This is a genomic window from Vibrio sp. M260112 (assembly GCF_036533775.1).
In the GTDB taxonomy this organism is placed as follows: Bacteria; Pseudomonadota; Gammaproteobacteria; order Enterobacterales; family Vibrionaceae; genus Vibrio.
The window spans coordinates 66,923-81,574 of record NZ_JATABH010000016.1 but is presented as its reverse complement, the minus strand read 5'-3'; the positions used below and the strand labels follow the sequence as shown (position 1 = coordinate 81,574).

The following is a 14,652-nucleotide window of genomic DNA, read 5'->3' as shown; positions in this document are numbered from 1 at the left end:
GAAGCTTGATTGTATCTACTCATGTTATTTGTCCTCTTTGACTTCTGGAAAAATCAAAGACGCATTTAGCATGAGTAGTTTTACAGGCAAAGCCGAAACGGATGATAACCACCTACTGAAGTAGGTGGTTTAGGGCTGAAAATAAAAAAAAGGACCAGTAGGTCCTTTTTTATTGTTTTGATTGAGCGTTACTTTGAGCTCAGTACCGCCGCAGGATTAAGCTTACTCGCTCGAGAAGCTGGATACCAAGTCGCCAGCAAACTCAGCACGACCGCCGTCAACGACACCAATGCCACATCTGAGACATTGACCTGTGAAGGAAGAAAGTCGACAAAGTAGATATCACCAGACAAGAATTGATGGCCAATCAACGCCTCCAATGCCGTAATCATTGGCGTCAAATTAAGCGCAACTAGAACACCAATGGCACTACCAGCCACACTGCCGAGAACACCAGAAAAGACACCTTGCCAGACAAATATACGTTTAACCAGACCATCGCTCGCCCCCATGGTACGCAAAATAGCGATCTCAGCAGCACGATCTTTAACCGCCATCATTAATGTAGAGACGATATTAAAGCTGGCAACACCAATGACCAACACCATCACCAAATACATGATGGTTCTGACCAGTTGAATGTCTCGATACAAGAAACCATATTTCTGTTGCCAACTGCGCAGATAAACATACACATCTAAGGTATTGCCTGCTTCTCTTACAATTTGCGTTGCTTGCAATACATCGGTGACACGGACTGAAACACCGCTAACGCCGTCACCCAATTTGGCGTACGCCTGTGCATCTTCGAGTGGGATCAATGCCAAATTGTGATCGATTTGACCATTTAACTTTAACAGTCCAGCGACCTTAACGCGCACACGCTTTGGAGCCTGAACCTTGGTTGTCACACCGCTTGTGGGGATCATTAGCGTCAGATAATCCCCTTGTTTGACTTGCAACAAGTCCGCGACACCTTGACCTAAAATTACCTGTTGCTGGTTAGGCTTGAATGCTTGCCAAACTTGGGCATCGATAAACGCATTGAGATTGGAGACTTTACTCTCTTGTTGAGGGTCAATCCCTCGGACCTCTATCGCCTTTAGTTGCGTTCCTTTCTCGGCAAGAGCAGTCAGCTTAACGTAAGGAGCGGCGGCTTCAATTTTTGGATGTTTTTCAGCTTGTGTGACCACATTGTGCCAATTACTTAGCGGGCCTTTTACCCCTTCGAATTCACCATGTGAGATCACCGACAAGACCCGGTTATTGAGCTCTCGTTCAAAACCATTCATCGCCGAAAGGCCAATGATAATAACGGCCACTCCGACAGCGATACCAATGGTCGACGACAGTGAAATAAAAGAAACCATTTTATTTCGCTGTTTGGCTCGACTGAATCTCCCGCCGATAAATAACGATAATGATGAAAACACTTAGACCCCCTCTAGATTGAGTAGCAGGCCATCTTGCATGTGTAGCTGGCGATCCATTTTGGCCGCAAGTTCACCATCATGAGTGACGACTAGGAAAGCCGTCTCTGATTCTTGATTCAATTCGCGCATCAAATCGTAAATTGCTAACGCCGTCGAATGATCCAAGTTACCAGTCGGCTCATCAGCCAACACCAACGCAGGGCTGTTCACCAGAGCACGAGCAATCGCTACGCGTTGGCGCTCGCCTCCTGACAGTTCAGCGGGACGATGCTCTAATCGGTGACTCAAGCCAACTTTATCAAGCAATGCTTTAGCAGCCAGTTTTGCTTGGCTGACTTTTACGCCACCAATCAATAAAGGCATCGCAACATTTTCAATCGCACTAAAATCAGACAACAAATGATGAAACTGATACACAAATCCTAAGTGCTGATTGCGCAGTTTGGCTTGGTGGTTGGAGCTAAGCGTAGCAAGATCATGGTCAAGAAAGGTAACGTGCCCTTGTGTCGCATCATCGAGCGCACCAAGAATGTGTAACAGAGTACTCTTACCCGAACCGGACGTACCGATAATTGAAGCTAGCTCTCCTCTCGCTAATTCAAAGCTGACACCCTTTAATACTTGAGTATCAAACGCTCCCTCATGATAGGTTTTACACACATTGTGGCACTTGAGAAGGTTACTCATATCTTAAAGCCTCAGCTGGTTTTACAGAAGATGCGCGGTAGGAAGGAAACAAGGTTGCGGCAAGGCTTAGCGCGATGGCCAACACCACAACAACGACAATCTGAGTCGGATTAATTAATATGGGCAACTCCCCTCCAATAGAGAAAAGAGCCACTCCTGCGCTATCAAGGATCTGGTTGAGATTACTGGCCAGAGCGATACCAAACGCCCCACCGATCAAAGCGCCAATCACACCACTACTTGCACCTTGAACCATAAAAATGGCGAGCACCTGACGGTCAGTCATACCCTGGGTTTTGAGGATTGCCATTTCCGCCTGTTTTTCCATCACCACCATAATCAAGGCAGAAATAATATTGAAGGCCGCGACACCTATGATCAGTCCCAACATCAAGCCCATCATGTTTTTTTCCATGCGAACTGCTTGGAATAGCTCACCGCGTTGGTCTCGCCAATCCTGCCACTTCCAACCTTGAGGCATTGGCTGTTCTGCTATATCTGCGACCACAAAAGGGTCATTAAAAAACAAACGCCAACCGGTCATAGCATCGTCATTTAGACGCATCAACTTACCCGCGTCTTGGATGTGGGTCAGCATCAACTGGCCATCAACGTCGGAGCCTGTGTTATAGATGCCTGCGACAGTAAACAATCTCTGACTAGGTATACGTCCAAGAGGCGTAAACTGACTGGCACTTGTCACCATTAGGCGCACCTTATCGCCGATCGTCACGTCCAAAGATCTCGCTAATGTGTGTCCAATGAACAGCTGATATTTCCCCGCTTGCAAATTGGCTAGTCGCCCCGCAATAAGGTGCTGTTCGATCGGATCATGTTCAGAGGGTTTAATGCCTATCAGTAACCCAGCGCTCAATTGACTGACACTTTGTATCACCGCTTCACTTTTTACTATCGGTTCTGGGTGCCCTGCATCGGAGAGCTTGGAGACAAATTCTGGCGGCGTCGAGCTGTACTCCGTCGCGCCAGCCGTTTGAGAGACTATCGCTTGTGGCAACACACCTAAAATGCGCCCTTTCAGCTGGGCTTCGAAGCCATTCATTACCGATAAAACGGTAACCAAAGACATCACACCAATAGTGATGCCTGCGGTCGACATATAGGAGACAAATCGACTAAACCTGTCACCGGATCGCCCGCGCAGATAGCGTAACCCGATAAAAGTAGAGACTGGATGAAACATAGTAGAAACCAAAGTTAGAGTCTAGGGACCTAGTAATTGTCGTTTACTCTACCGATTAATTGAGGTCGGTTGTAGTGTTTAATTGCCAATTAGTCGTTAAAATATGTAATAAACAAAGGGATACCTTGATTAGTTGTCAGGTATAACGATAATCAATGCTCTAAAGCATAAGGAATCGAGCATGTCTGACCAAGAGTTCTTTACCGTTAATCACACCATCACCGTTAATATTGAGCCATTGGCAGACAACGAATCGTTGCCAAGCGCAGAAAAATTTGAAGCGGAAATCCCCGCGCCTTTCATCGTCGCCAGTGAGTTCAGCAATCTCGACTTACTCAATGACAATGCACGTGGTGAACTTAAGAACAGCGAATTCAAACATGTCATTCAACTGCTTGATACTCAAAACTCTAAGCTGAATTTACTCCTTACCTTCATGTTGTCACAGCAAGATGATGCCACGCTGCGTCATCACACCCATTCATTTGGTGCGAGTCAGTTTACCTATATGTCAGACTCCGTGATTAAGCTTGGCACAACGCTGCGTATAAAAATGTTTCTCGATCATCCTGCTGCGGCAATTTATTGCTATGGCCATGTTGCCAACATTGAGACCAATAGCGATACCCACTTAATCACTGTTAAGTACGGTCGACTCAGAGACATTGACCAAGACCTGCTAATTAAAGCCGCGCTATACCAACAGCAGAAACTACTTCGCCAGCGTTCACTAAACCGCGACAAATAACGACTTTCATTATGTCTAACTCATCTTTACTTAATCTCGCATGCCCAGATGGCGCAGGAGACAAAAAACAGTTCGGAAATCTGCGTGGTGCCAGTTTAGCACTCGCCATTGCAGAGCTAGCTGAACGTCATGGTGCCCACACACTGCTTGCGGTACCGGATCCTCAAACGGCTCTGAAACTACAACAAGAGATTGAACAATTCTCTCGTCATGAAGTTGCCCTCTTTCCTGACTGGGAAACGCTGCCTTACGACAGTTTTTCGCCTCATCAGGAAATCATCTCTGACCGAATTTCCCGTTTGTATCAATTACCGACACAGACATCCGGTATCACCATTGTGCCTGTCAGCACGCTGCTGCAACGTCAGTCTCCACGAGAGTTTCTCTTGCAGCATACCTTAATGGTTAAAGTAGGCGATTTGTTCTCCTTAGAGAAGCTGAGACTTCAGTTGGAAAAATCCGGTTACCGTAATGTCGACCAAGTCTTTGGTCCTGGTGAATACGCAAGCCGAGGGTCGATTCTCGATCTATTCCCTATGGGCTCAAGTGACCCATATCGTATCGATTTCTTTGATGATGAAATCGATACGATTCGCACGTTCGATCCTGAAAATCAACGTTCGATTGAAGATACTAAGGAAATCCGCCTGTTACCTGCTCACGAATTTCCGACCTCTGAATCTGCAATTGAAGACTTTCGTATTCGCTGGCGTCAACGCTTCGAAGCGCGCCGCGAACCCGAGTCCGTCTACATGCAGGTTTCGAAAGGCACATGGCCTGCGGGCATCGAATATTGGCAGCCACTGTTCTTCGAACACAGCGAAACTCTGTTTGATTACATACCTGAAGATAGCTTACTAGTCACCGTCGGTGACTTAGAATCGGCTATTGATACCTTTTTGACCGATGTTGACTATCGTTACGATCAGCGCAAAATCGATCCACTGCGCCCACTGTTACCACCGCAAGAGCTTTGGCTGCAAAAGGATGAACTCTTTAGTCAATTCAAACAGTTACCACAAGCCAAACTGTTTGTTGACCCTGTCAGTGAAAAACAAGGACGATTCAATCCTAACATCGCACCCTTACCTGAATTAGCGGTTCAGCATCAGAACAAAGAACCCATGGCTGCCCTTCGCCAGTTTAGCGAGTCCTTCAAAGGAAAAGTCGTCTTCTCTGTCGAATCCGAAGGTCGCCGTGAAGCCCTACTTGAGCTATTACAACGGATAAAATTACGCCCAGAACCAGCTGAAAATTTTGAGCAGGCACTGAGTAGCCAAGCCAAATTCAGTTTTATCCTCGGTTCCTCAGAACACGGGTTTGTCTATGGTGATGATCAACTCGCCTTAATCTGTGAAAGCGATTTGCTCGGTGACCGTGTCATTCAACGTCGCCGTAAAGATCGCAAAGTCACCAATAGCGATGCGGTCATTCGCAACCTTGCTGAACTGCAAACCGGTCAACCTGTCGTGCATATCGACCACGGTATTGGGCGCTATATAGGTTTGCAAACCCTCGAGGCAGGAGGGATGACGACCGAGTACGTTACCCTTGAATATCAAAATGAAGCTAAGCTATATGTGCCAGTGGCATCACTCAACCTAATTAGCCGCTATTCAGGCGGTGCAGAAGAGAGTGCCCCATTACACAAACTGGGTGGTGAAGCGTGGGCTAAAGCGCGTCGTAAAGCCGCAGAGAAAGTACGTGATGTCGCTGCGGAGTTGCTTGACGTCTATGCAAAACGTGAGCTCAAGCCGGGCTATAAATTTGCCTTAGACCGTGGTCAATACGCCACTTTCAAAGCTGGCTTTCCGTTTGAAGAAACGGATGATCAATCGATGGCAATTAATGCGGTACTTTCGGATATGTGCCAGGCAAAAGCCATGGATCGCCTAGTGTGTGGCGACGTAGGTTTCGGCAAAACTGAAGTTGCCATGCGCGCCGCCTTTGTCGCTACGGACAACGGAAAGCAAGTGGCAGTCTTGGTTCCAACCACTCTACTCGCTCAGCAACACTTTGAAAACTTCCGTGACCGCTTCGCAAATCTGCCAATACGTGTTGAAGTACTGTCTCGCTTTAAAACCGCAAAAGAGCAGAAACTCGTATTGCAGGATATCGAGGACGGTAAAGTCGACCTAGTGGTCGGTACCCATAAACTGCTCTCCAACGATATTAAGTTTAAGGATCTTGGTCTGCTAATCGTTGATGAAGAGCACCGATTTGGTGTTCGTCAGAAAGAGAAAATGAAGGCGATGCGCGCTGACGTCGATATCTTAACTCTGACCGCCACACCGATTCCACGTACCCTCAACATGGCGATGAGTGGTATGCGTGATCTGTCCATTATCGCGACGCCACCTGCAAGGCGCTTAGCAATCAAAACCTTCGTCCGCCAAAGTGATGATGCGGTGGTGAGAGAGGCGGTACTGCGTGAGATTATGCGCGGCGGTCAAGTGTACTTCCTTCACAATCAGGTCGAGACCATTGAAAAGGTGGCTGCTGACTTAGAAAAACTGGTTCCAGAGGCCCGTGTCACCGTCGCACATGGACAAATGCGAGAACGCGAACTCGAGCGAATCATGAACGATTTCTACCACCAGCGTTTCAACTTGTTGGTGTGTACCACGATTATTGAAACGGGTATTGACGTTCCAACCGCCAATACCATCATCATGGATCGTGCCGATAACCTTGGTTTGGCTCAACTTCATCAGTTACGTGGACGCGTTGGTCGCTCTCATCATCAGGCGTATGCTTATCTCCTCACGCCACATCCCAAAGCGATGACAAAAGATGCGGTCAAACGTTTGGAGGCGATCGCTTCGCTCGAGGATTTGGGCGCTGGCTTTACCCTCGCCACCCATGACTTAGAAATCCGCGGCGCGGGTGAACTACTTGGAGATGAGCAGAGTGGTCAGATTCAGTCTGTCGGTTTTACCTTGTACATGGAGATGCTGGAACAAGCAGTAGAAGCACTCAAGGAAGGCAAAGAACCGTCACTTGATGAATTGCTGCGTGAACAAACTGAAGTCGAGATGCGTCTACCAGCACTGTTGCCTGACGACTATATACCAGACGTCAATACTCGCCTCTCTATGTACAAACAGATAGCGAGTGTCAGTACTGACGATGAGTTAGGCGAACTGAAGATTGAACTGATTGACCGTTTTGGTCTGTTGCCTGAAGCAACTCAAAATCTACTCTCAGTCGCACAACTTAAACTGAAAGCAGCATCACTAAAAGTGAAGAAGATTGAGGCTCACGATAAAGGGGGCTTTATTGAATTCTATCCGGATGCTGACATTAACCCTATGTATTTGGTTAAACTATTGCAATCTCAGCCACAAAAATTCGCAATGGATGGACCAACTAAGTTCAAGTTTACGATACCATTAGTGGATAGACGCAAACGCATTCAATTTGTTAATGACATGCTGGGCGAGTTCCAGCAGAATCTATTACCTAAGGCTTGAGTGTTTACAAAATTAAATTAAGGTGCCATGCACCTTTTCATGGAGTTGCAATGAAGAAACTGATCCCGCTGTTGCTAATGCTTGTAGCAATGCCGTCAATGGCGCAGCGTCAATTCGATATCGAAGTGATCATTTTTAAACGTGCCGTTGATGCGGAGCAAACCGCTGAATCATGGCCGGCTAACCTGCCAAAAATCGATTTAGAACGAGCTGGAACATTTGCGGATGCGAGCTATCGTGCAAAAAAAGGGGTGCAAATGCTCCCTTATTCAGAGTATGCGCTAACCGATGAAGTGCAAAAGCTCAAGCAGCACGCTGGTTTTGAAGTGTTGATGCATAAAGCATGGCGTCAAGGTGATCAGGGAAGACTGTCTGCCCCGACCTTCCACATTCAAGCTGGCTATGACTTTTCAAGCAAGTTTAATACTGACGGCTCAATGATCGGCACGACTGGCCAACAGGTGTTAGAGGGCGTCACAGAGCAATCTATTCCTAAAGCCATCTATCAACTAGACGGAAAACTCCAGATTTACGTAGAACATTATCTGTATGCTGACGTTGAACTCGACCTTAAAGCGCCAAGCGTACGTGAAGTCACGTTAGAAGAGCATCAACCCGAATCACTGAGTGATCAGAGCAGCGACGAAAATCAGGTTGTTCAGATCGGACTGATGGAGGATGTCACTCCCATCGTTCACAAAGAGGAGTATCTCAAGAGCTACCGACTCGATCAGAAGCGTCGTATGCGCAGCAGTGAAACACACTTCCTCGATCACCCACTTATGGGCATGATCATTCAGGTTCGCCGTGTTAACTAATCTTGCTTTTAGCCCTCTACTGAGGGCTATTCTTTTATGAGCCCAGATTACCAAATCATTACACCCAGACTAATCTTGCGCCTTATCGAAAGTTCAGACAGCGATAAGTTGCAGTCTTGTATCGTGCGTTCCCTCACCCTTCATCGATGGGTTGATTGGTGCCATGCAGATTTCACCAATGATGATGCAGAGCGTTTTATCCTCGCAACCAGACTGAATTGGGTAAAATCCGAAGCCTACGGGTTTGGTGTTTTCTGCCGCAAAAGCGATGCGCTCATTGGAATGGTGGCGATCAACGAACTCTATCACACCTTTAATATGGCGAGCATTGGCTACTGGATTGCTGACGATTATCAAGGTCAAGGGCTCGGTACTGCTGCTGTCAACGCCCTCATTGAGTTTTGCTTTTCACAGCTAAAAGTCACGCGTATAGAAGTGGTTTGTTCCCCTGAGAACCTAGCCAGTCAAAAGCTGATCGAGAAATGTGGTGGGCTATTTGAAACGCGTGCGAGAAATCGGTTTATATTTGATGGTCTTGCTCAAGATGGCTTGGTTTACTCGATCATTCCGTGACCAATTCCATCACATAAAAAAAGAGCGCTAAGCGCTCTTTTTTACACATGAAGCTTATTAGTGAAGTTTTAAATTTGGTCGTAGGACTCGGTTAATACGACCCATCAAGATGATCAGTGCCGTCTTAAATAGACCGTGCAACGCCATCTGGTGGAGGCGATATAGTGAAATGTAAACCACACGAGCAATGCGACCTTCAACCATCATTGAGCCTTTGGTCAAGTTCCCCATCAAACTACCTACCGTAGAGAAACGGCTCAGTGACACCAATGAACCCTTGTCTTTGTAGACATAAGGTTTTAGCTCACGACCGTTCAGCTTCGCGACGATATTGTAGAAAGCTCGGGTTGCCATCTGGTGTGCAGCCTGAGCGCGTGGTGGCACAAATGAACCATCGGCTTGGGTGCACTGAGCCAAATCACCAATAACGAAAATGTCATCATCACGAGTGGTTTGTAGCGTATCTTTAACCACTAACTGGTTGATGCGGTTAGTCTCAAGACCTGCAATATCTTTGATGAAATCTGGTGCTTTAATACCCGCAGCCCACACCATGATCTGAGCTGGGATCTTATCTCCATCTTTTGTTGTAAGACCATCTTCATCAGCTTGGGTTACCATGGTCGCGGTGCGAACATTCACCCCCAATTTAGTCAGCTCTTGATGTGCTGCTGAAGAGATACGTGGAGGCAAAGCAGGAAGAATACGTTCGCCCGCTTCGACAAGATTGACATTCAGCTTGCTTGAATCTAAATCGCCAAAACCATACGTTCTCAGCTCTTTGACAGCATTGTGTAATTCAGCAGAAAGCTCTACCCCCGTTGCACCCGCACCGACGATGGCAATATCAACCGTACCGTTACCGTTCTTAGCATGGAGTTTAAGGAACTCATTGTTCATTTCTATACGGAAACGATGAGCCTGTTCAGGGCTATCAAGGAAGATACAGTGTTCACGCACACCAGGAGTGTTAAAGTCGTTTGAAGTGGAGCCAATCGCCATAACTAGAATGTCATATTCTAGCTCGCGGCTCGGGATCAAAAGTTCACCGTGCTCGTCTTTCAGTTCGCAAAGCTTAATGACCTTACGCTCACGGTCGATATCTTGCAGACCGCCCATTTGAAAGTCAAAGTGGTGGTTTTTTGCGTGTGCGCGATAGCTTAACGCGTCAACGCCTTCATCCAATGAGCCTGTCGCAACTTCATGCAAAAGTGGTTTCCATAAATGGCTTGCCTTGCGGTCAACCAAGGTGACTTTTGCTCGTCCTTTGCGGCCTAATGTGCGACCAAGTTTAGTCACAAGCTCAAGACCACCTGCACCGCCGCCTACTACGATAATTCGTGTCACAGCATATCTCCTCAAAATTATAATAAAACTTAATCGAGTCGGTATTCCGCCTCGATGGAATTCTGTATTTTTGGGACACCTTGGGTTTTAACCCATCAGAGGTTCCGACCTAGAGGGACATAAAATGTGACACGCTAATGGATAAAGAGTCATTAGACTCTGAGCCAATTGTTAAAACAATCACTCGTTGATGGGCAGATTTTCCATCTGCTCTCAATTTTTTTTGACATTTATCAAAAAATTTGTAATTAGCTCATTATATCTAGCTTAATAGGACACGCAACCAAAGATTGCACTTATCTCAGCGATATTTATATTCTCAGCATAGATTTAGAACAAAAAAAAGCGGCACTAGTGATTTCATGCCGCTTTAAACAAAATGGTGGTGATTAACTCTTTTTGAATGCCTCTATCATTTTGAGGTGCTGAGAGATCTTCTTAAACTTATGAGACTGCGTTTCATCCCAGATGATGTCGTAGTAATCTTCTAACTCAGCTGCGGTTTTACGATTGTCGTGTACTTCATCCTCTTTCGATAAAATCACTAGGCAGCGGCCTTTGTTCTTGGTTCTGAACTCAGAAACGCACTTAGTCGCAATATCTTCGTACTCTTCAGGACGGTCAATTCGCCCCTGCATGGTTAGCTCAGGATGAAGATTCGGATTAAACATGACTTGCTTAATACCACACAAGAAGCCAATTCGTTCTGACCAGTAAGCACCAAGACCCACACCACATATCATCGGCTGAGTATCACCTGCTTGCTCGATAACTTTGTGTACTTCTTTGAGTAAGTGCTGCATATCGTGCTTTGGATGGAGAGTACTGTAGTTGATAAAACGCACGTCATCGTCGATGAACTGCAGTTGCAGTATTTTTTCGTGGTTGCCTGGGCTGGTCGAATCAAAACCATGTAAATAAATAATCATCGTATATCCCCCGATCCTTGTGGTTTAAATCTACCACGAAAACTAAGGTTTAAAAGTCGTCACTATGAGATTCGCTGACCGAATACACTAAACAGTGATCTTAGCAACAAAACGGCTCTTTCAGGGCACGCGCTTGGGTTAAATATTGTTCATCGCCCCATAACTGGTATGCCAGTAAATACCATAGCATGGCCATCATGGTTGCTCTCGGCTTCCAAGCCATAACACCTTCAACCCAGTCATCAACACCTTCAACTCCACGTAACTGACAGTAACGATACACAGCTTCAAGTGGCTTCTCTTCCATGACGTCAATACTCAACGTCAGATCAAGACGCGGATCGGCAATTGCCGCATACTCCCAGTCGATAACCTTATTACCCTGCTCTGTCTTGACCATGTTGTAGCCAGCTAAATCAAAATGACACAAGGTATGCCCTACATCGGCAAGACTCGGTGCCGAACGCCACTGAGTATAGATAGCAAGATAAGGATCCACTTTGTATTCATCATTAAGCAACATCCAATAGTGATCCACTCGCGCCGTATAATTAAAAGGCGCTACGGGAATGCGCTTAATATCGACTTCATGAACTTTCACCATTGTCTTTAATAACGAGTCAAAAGTGAGATCATTGGTCAAGGGTTGTCCCTCAATCCAATCAACCAGTAGTCCTTGATCGTTGATATGAATGGCTTTCGGAGCCAAATGGCTGGATTCAATAGCGGAGAGGATTTGATACTCTTGAAAACGAGATATCGAAAAGGCTTGGGTAATATGGGTAGTGGGTCGCCATACATAGGCTTGACCGTCGCTGGTCACTACCTTCCAACAACGATTTGTCAGCCCCCCGGTTAGCGTTTGGGCATAATCAGGGGGCATAGCGAAGAAGTGATCTAACGACGACAATGAACGGTCCAGAGAACATGCTTCATTCCAAGACATACGCGCCATAGTTCACTCCTTCCGCTTAGAGAGCCATTACAGACCTAAAAAGCTTTTCGATTCTTGTTTACGGATTTCTGTTTCGTCCGCCCACTCAATCAAGCCAGTTTCAAGATCCATCAGACGCATTGTCATCTTGTAGTAAACGTCTTTGTCGCTACCTGCATTTTTCGCGATGCTAGAGAGGTTTCCGTAAAGCATGTACTGAGCGCCAACCATCTTACCAAACTGAATAGCGGTACTTTGATTGACGAGTTCATCGTTATTCTGGAAGTTCAATTGTTCACGAACAGATTCCACTCGATCCATATCGACGAAGCGGAATTTACCAGAATTCAACATCTTAGTACTGATGGTATCGGTGATGGATTCAGTATCAATATGCTCACTGGTTTTGTTTTTGATACGCTCGACAAACACGATCGGACGCGAATCTCGTGTAATAGCGGAAACAGAACCAGACATCATCATGCTGTCGACCATTTCACCAGCGATTTTCTGTAGGTCAGTTGAACCAAAGTCAATCGTCGTTGTTTCAACGGCTTGAGCGTCTCCGTAGCTTACTTGGTTTGAACAACCACCCAAAACGACAGCTAAACCAAGTAATGCAATAACACTTTTCTTCATTGTTGGTTCCTTAAATCTCTAAAGTTTAGTTATATTGTTAATTATTAAGTTGACGAATCTGTACTCGGAACTGGGTTCCGTTTGGATTGACAGATACCTCAGAAATTGAAATCTCTTCAGTACCACGAATCACTGCCTGACGCCATGGTCCTTGCTTGTTGTTAACTTCTAAACCTTGATCGTCATACCAGTAAAAACGGTATTGGACATACTGGTCACCAGTGTACTGACTGATTAATCGCACTACGCCTCGCGCTCTACCATCCACCTGAGTGGTCGATATATCGTCTATGGTTAAGCGACCGGCAAGTACATTGTCACCAAATAAAACGGTTTGTGACGCTCCATCAATACGAAGCCCAGCGGTATTCTCTGCACAACCTAGCAGAGTTAATGCCATCACTGCTGAAATAAGCCATTTTTTCATCGTATGTTCCCTAACTGTTTATGCCAGATGGTTGAACTCTCACCTTGACGAGACAGCCAAACTAACGCGGTTCGACCAGCTTCGACATTAAAGGTGTAGTCCTGACCATTAATCTTGATTTTTTGCTCACCCGGTTCAACGACAGCGCTAGCGCTGTATATCTCACCAGGCAGAGTAAGCCAACTACGTGTGTCAGGTTGTTCTGTTAACGTGTTCCAAACATTGAACAGCAGGTTGCCGACATCATCACCTTTAGCCGCTTCTTTCCTCAATTGATCCTTAGCCCAAACTCGCAACGCCTGTCGAATCACAATCGACGGCATACGTTCAGACAAGTCGCGTTGTGCCATCAAGTTAACATCCGTCAACAGACTTCCACTAAGATGGTCATTGTTCAAGGTTATTGGTGAAAAAGCCTCACTCTGCACCTGAGGATAATATGGCAAGGCTATAGAATACCACGCGCCATCTCCGCGACTGTCATATAACGGCAAAGCTTGTTTCCAGCCCTGCAATGCCTCAACAACACCACGTTCATCAATGACGATGACCCTTCCTTTGCCGCTCTCTAAGTAACTGGCCTTGCCGTAACGTTGTTCGAGCTTTACCAAGTCTTCTCTCATGCCGAGACGCTTTGCCACTCGTTTGGTGCCATCTATGACTTGCTGATTATCCGGCATCACGGCCAACGCTCGGCGGTAATCAACATAAGCACTGTTCAAATCATTGTCAGCTTCATACAGTAAAGCCGATAAATAAAGTAAATAACCACTTTGTACCGCCTGAAGGGTTTTGCCTGCGTCTGGGTAGTTCGACAATACAGAGCCTAAGTTTGGCGTTAAACCCTGTTGCTCCATCTGATTCTGGGCTGACTCGAGATCTTTTTCTCGATCCTTACGCGCTTGCTCCTGAACTTGGTTGGCTCGTCTCATCTCAATCAAAGCCCCCTCCAAGTCATTCTGCTTCAGGTAGTTTAATCCTAGATAGAGATGGAGAAAGCCAAGTTCGTAGTCAGCAGGTTGGTAGGTGTTGAGATTATCATTGACCGCCAACGCACTCAGGCTCATCGCACTTTGAGTGACTGACACAGTCGCTTGATCTTGCTGAACTCGAACAGCTCTATCACTTAGCCCAAGCGCTTCCTTACTCTCAGGATATTGCTGGTTCAGGAAGTAGACTCGACCACTTTCAAAATTATCCAGAATATCGCCTGCGACGTAGTCAGGCAGAGCCGCCTCCGCTTGTTGGTAATCACCGCTTTTTACTAACTGATGTAACTCGCCATTTTGTGCACTGTAATGACTAAAGAGATTACCTGCAGATAAGTTTGCGCAAGCAGAGAGCGCTAATGAGCACCCCAAAATGAACGCGAGTCGAATGTGGTTATGCACTTCGTACCCCAAAGTTATGCTAAAAGCATGGTTACACCGACTATGCTTTAAT

General features: G+C 46.2%; 13 protein-coding genes. 4 read left to right on the top strand and 9 right to left on the bottom strand.

From position 1 onward, the window contains the following. Positions 1-188: 188 nt before the first annotated feature. From lolE to lolC, 3 genes are read right to left on the bottom strand one after another with little or no spacing between them, the layout of a single operon-like run. On the bottom strand, positions 189-1,433 hold the full coding sequence (gene lolE / locus QTN95_RS09430) for a lipoprotein-releasing ABC transporter permease subunit LolE (RefSeq protein WP_138973320.1): 1,245 nt from the start codon (positions 1,431-1,433) through the stop codon (positions 189-191). Beyond that, on the bottom strand, positions 1,434-2,120 hold the full coding sequence (gene lolD / locus QTN95_RS09425; RefSeq protein WP_331417302.1) for a lipoprotein-releasing ABC transporter ATP-binding protein LolD: 687 nt from the start codon (positions 2,118-2,120) through the stop codon (positions 1,434-1,436). Continuing rightward, complete coding sequence (gene lolC / locus QTN95_RS09420) at positions 2,113-3,321, bottom strand: lipoprotein-releasing ABC transporter permease subunit LolC (protein ID WP_331417301.1); 1,209 nt, start codon at positions 3,319-3,321, stop codon at positions 2,113-2,115. Before lolC ends, lolD begins: the two co-directional genes overlap by 8 nt. A gap of 181 nt (positions 3,322-3,502) precedes the next feature. On the opposite strand from lolC, the gene QTN95_RS09415 reads away from it, so the two are divergent. Genes QTN95_RS09415 through QTN95_RS09400 form a run of 4 tightly spaced genes read left to right on the top strand, consistent with a single transcriptional unit; the run spans position 3,503 to position 8,933 of the window. Further along, positions 3,503-4,069 (top strand): PilZ domain-containing protein, encoded by a 567-nt coding sequence (locus QTN95_RS09415; protein ID WP_138973323.1) that lies wholly within the window; start codon positions 3,503-3,505, stop codon positions 4,067-4,069. Positions 4,070-4,080: 11 nt separating this feature from the next. Next, positions 4,081-7,542, top strand: a complete 3,462-nt coding sequence (gene mfd, locus QTN95_RS09410; protein ID WP_331417300.1) for a transcription-repair coupling factor — start codon at positions 4,081-4,083, stop codon at positions 7,540-7,542. Between the two features lie 50 nt (positions 7,543-7,592). Next, positions 7,593-8,360 carry a peptidoglycan binding protein CsiV gene (locus QTN95_RS09405; RefSeq protein WP_331417299.1) on the top strand — a complete coding sequence of 256 codons (768 nt, stop codon included), beginning with the start codon at positions 7,593-7,595 and terminating at the stop codon, positions 8,358-8,360. 36 nt (positions 8,361-8,396) lie between these two features. Then, positions 8,397-8,933 (top strand): GNAT family N-acetyltransferase, encoded by a 537-nt coding sequence (locus QTN95_RS09400; protein WP_331417298.1) that lies wholly within the window; start codon positions 8,397-8,399, stop codon positions 8,931-8,933. A gap of 57 nt (positions 8,934-8,990) precedes the next feature. On the opposite strand, the gene QTN95_RS09395 is transcribed toward QTN95_RS09400, so the two are convergent. The 6 genes from QTN95_RS09395 to QTN95_RS09370 form a co-directional block, all read right to left on the bottom strand. Further along, positions 8,991-10,280 carry an NAD(P)/FAD-dependent oxidoreductase gene (locus tag QTN95_RS09395; protein WP_331417297.1) on the bottom strand — a complete coding sequence of 430 codons (1,290 nt, stop codon included), beginning with the start codon at positions 10,278-10,280 and terminating at the stop codon, positions 8,991-8,993. A gap of 389 nt (positions 10,281-10,669) precedes the next feature. Continuing rightward, on the bottom strand, positions 10,670-11,209 hold the full coding sequence (gene ycfP / locus QTN95_RS09390; protein ID WP_331417296.1) for an alpha/beta hydrolase YcfP: 540 nt from the start codon (positions 11,207-11,209) through the stop codon (positions 10,670-10,672). A 100-nt stretch (positions 11,210-11,309) separates the two neighbouring features. Then, positions 11,310-12,164, bottom strand: a complete 855-nt coding sequence (locus tag QTN95_RS09385; RefSeq protein ID WP_331417295.1) for a phosphotransferase — start codon at positions 12,162-12,164, stop codon at positions 11,310-11,312. A gap of 27 nt (positions 12,165-12,191) precedes the next feature. Continuing rightward, positions 12,192-12,782, bottom strand: coding sequence for a penicillin-binding protein activator LpoB (lpoB, locus tag QTN95_RS09380; protein ID WP_138973330.1), 591 nt, complete (start codon positions 12,780-12,782; stop codon positions 12,192-12,194). 37 nt (positions 12,783-12,819) lie between these two features. Then, the gene (locus QTN95_RS09375) at positions 12,820-13,209 is read right to left on the bottom strand and encodes a YcfL family protein (protein WP_331417294.1); all 390 of its coding nucleotides are present in this window, start codon (positions 13,207-13,209) and stop codon (positions 12,820-12,822) included. Beyond that, positions 13,206-14,600 (bottom strand): COG3014 family protein, encoded by a 1,395-nt coding sequence (locus tag QTN95_RS09370; protein ID WP_138973332.1) that lies wholly within the window; start codon positions 14,598-14,600, stop codon positions 13,206-13,208. The genes QTN95_RS09375 and QTN95_RS09370 overlap by 4 nt, the downstream gene beginning before the upstream one ends. Positions 14,601-14,652 lie beyond the last annotated feature (52 nt).